This is a genomic window from Streptomyces sp. NPDC127084 (genome assembly GCF_042724175.1).
GTDB lineage: Bacteria > Actinomycetota > Actinomycetes > Streptomycetales > Streptomycetaceae > Streptomyces.
The window spans coordinates 12857-15341 of the sequence record NZ_JBHXFA010000159.1 but is presented as its reverse complement, the minus strand read 5'-3'; the positions used below and the strand labels follow the sequence as shown (position 1 = coordinate 15341).

General features: G+C 67.1%; 3 protein-coding genes. 1 reads left to right on the top strand and 2 read right to left on the bottom strand.

The annotated features are described in order from the left end of the window. Positions 1-65: 65 nt before the first annotated feature. Both ACFWI9_RS28175 and ACFWI9_RS28170 read right to left on the bottom strand, forming a co-directional pair. Positions 66-1328 carry an Ig-like domain-containing protein gene (locus ACFWI9_RS28175; protein ID WP_387166227.1) on the bottom strand — a complete coding sequence of 421 codons (1263 nt, stop codon included), beginning with the start codon at positions 1326-1328 and terminating at the stop codon, positions 66-68. 227 nt (positions 1329-1555) lie between these two features. Further along, positions 1556-1876, bottom strand: coding sequence for a hypothetical protein (locus tag ACFWI9_RS28170; RefSeq protein WP_387166225.1), 321 nt, complete (start codon positions 1874-1876; stop codon positions 1556-1558). Between the two features lie 119 nt (positions 1877-1995). Here ACFWI9_RS28170 and ACFWI9_RS28165 point away from each other — a divergent pair, with 119 nt between their 5' ends. Continuing rightward, on the top strand, positions 1996-2331 hold the full coding sequence (locus tag ACFWI9_RS28165; RefSeq protein WP_387166223.1) for a hypothetical protein: 336 nt from the start codon (positions 1996-1998) through the stop codon (positions 2329-2331). Positions 2332-2485: the final 154 nt, after the last annotated feature.

Genomic DNA, 2485 nt, shown 5'->3' with positions numbered 1-2485 from the left:
GGATCCGGTAGGCCATCGGCCGTTGGTGACGTGGAGCCCGAACGCGTCAGCGTGAGCGGCGTGGCTCAGACCGCGGAGCCGGCCTTCCAGTCGGCCCAGCCCATGTTCCAGCCGTTGAGACCGTTGTCGGGCTTGATCGTCTTGTCCTTGGAGTTCTTCACGATCACGACATCGCCGATGATCGAGTTGTTGAAGAACCACGCGGCGGGCTGGTTCGAGTCACCCGCGCCCTTGACGTCGTTCAGGCCGATGCAGCCGTGGCTGGTGTTGACGTTGCCGAAGACGCTGTCGTCACCCCAGTAGTTTCCGTGCACGAACGTGCCGGACGCGGAGAGCCGCATGGCGTGCGGGACGTCCTTGATGTCGTACTCGCCCTTGCCGTCGTCGTCTGTGAACCCGACGGTGGCACCGTTCATCCGGGTCTCCTTGAACTTCTCGGAGATCACCATCTGACCGTTGTAGGTGGGGTTCTCGGGCGAACCGGCGGAGATCGGGATCGTCTTGACCGTCTTGCCGTCCCGGGTGACCTTCATGGTCTTCGAGGAGGCGTCGACGGTGGTGACCTGGTTGCGGCCGATCTTGAAGGAGACCGTCTTCTCCTGTACGCCGTACACGCCCTCGGCGCCCTCGACGCCGTCGAGGTTCAGCTTCAGGGTGACGGTGGAACCGGCCTGCCAGTACTGGTCGGGGCGGAAGTCGAGCCGCTGGGAGTTGAACCAGTGGCCGACGACCTCCTGACCGCTGCTGGAGCTGACGGTGATACCGGACTGGACAGCCTTGCGGTCCGTCATCGGCTTGTTGAACTTGATCGAGACCGGCATACCGACACCGACGGTGGAGCCGTCCTCGGGCGTGAACTCGCCGATGAAGCTGTCATCGGGCGAGACCGTGGTGAAGGACGCGTTCTCGTGAGCCTCACGGCCCTTGGAGTCCTTGGCGGTAGCCGTGATCTTGTAGGTGGTGGCGCGCTCGAGCTGCCCGTTGGGCTGCCAGCTCTTGCCGTCGGCTGCCAGGGTGCCCTCGACGGCCTGGCCGTCCTTCGTGGTCATGGTGACCGAGGTGAGCGTACCGTCACTGACGGTGACCTTGGTGTTCTTGTTGATGCTGGCGTTGGTCGCGCCGTTCTTCGGCGAGATGGCTATTCGGGCGTCCGACGAGTCCTTCGCCGCCGCCTCGTCGACCTGGTCCTGTGAGTTCTTCGAGCCGTCGGCGGCGGCCTTGTCCGCGCTGCTGCTGCATCCGCTGAGCACCAGGACACTGCCGAGCACCACGGACGCTGCCGCGAGGGCCCTGCGCCGCTTGCTGTCCGTCATCACACGCTTCTCCATAGTCGCCGCTGTCCCGCCAATTCCTGCCAACGCATTCAAGAAGACCCAAAAGGGGTCGTCCGGTTCCACATCTGATGAAAGATGTGGGCAACACCACTCACCGACGCGGTCTGCGCCGCGCCGGTTGCGGCTGGCTGCTCCGGTTTCGCAACGGCCCCTTCCCCCCGGGGCCACCGGGCCCGCCCTGAGGGGGGCCCGGCGTCACTTCTGCCCCGCGTCGACGCGGGTCACGCGTCCTCATCTTCCTCGTCGCTGCCCCACTCCTCCGCAGCGGGGTCGTAATCGACCTGTTCGCAGCTCCAGGACGCCTGCGCGAGCTCGATTCCCGGCACGTCGCTGATCAGGTCGAAGGGGTCCACGAGATAAGCGAGCGCCTCCGCGGAGTCCTCGCGCACCGTTGACCGCGCGTGGGAACGCTCGTCCTCCTGCATGTACTCGTCGGCTTCGACGCGCTCCAGCGCGGCGTCGCCGAGCGCTTCCGGTTCCTCGACCTCAAGTACCAATTCGACATGCAACCGCACATAGCGTGAAGACTCAGAAGGGGTCATACGCCGGAGCGTACGGCCCGAGGCGCCCGGCACTTTCCCGCGACCCGCTGCATTCATTAGCATCGCGGCAGCACCACCGAACGCGGTCAATTGGCCGCTGCCGCAAGGGGAACCGTCACGTGTCCGTCGCTCGCCGCCCGCTGCTCACCGCCACCGCGGCCGGGACCCTGCTCTGTGCGCTGTGGTTCGTCCCCTCAGCGAACGCGACGGCGGAAGCCGAGAGCCGGCAGTCGGCCGGGGCCGCCGCCGTAGCGCGGTCCGGAGCTTCCGCTTCCGGGCCGGAGGCAGGGGCCTCGAACGTGGCGGCGCAGGGCCAGGCCGACGGCTCGCCGCTGCGCCTCGCCGACACGGGCACGGTGGACACCACCCCGTACCTCGTCGCCGGTACCGCCTTGGTCGCCATCGGCGCCGGATTCGTGTCCTTCGCGACGCGGCGTGGTTCGCGCGCGTTCTGACACGTACTGACGCGTTCCGAAGTCGTCCGGAGTCCCAACGCCGGGGTCCGGAGTCCCAAGTCCGGGGTCCGGGTCCGGAGTCCCAACTCCGGGGTCCGTAGTCCGTACACGGCTCAGGCGCCCGGGTACGGTCCGGCGGTGAACCGTACCCGGG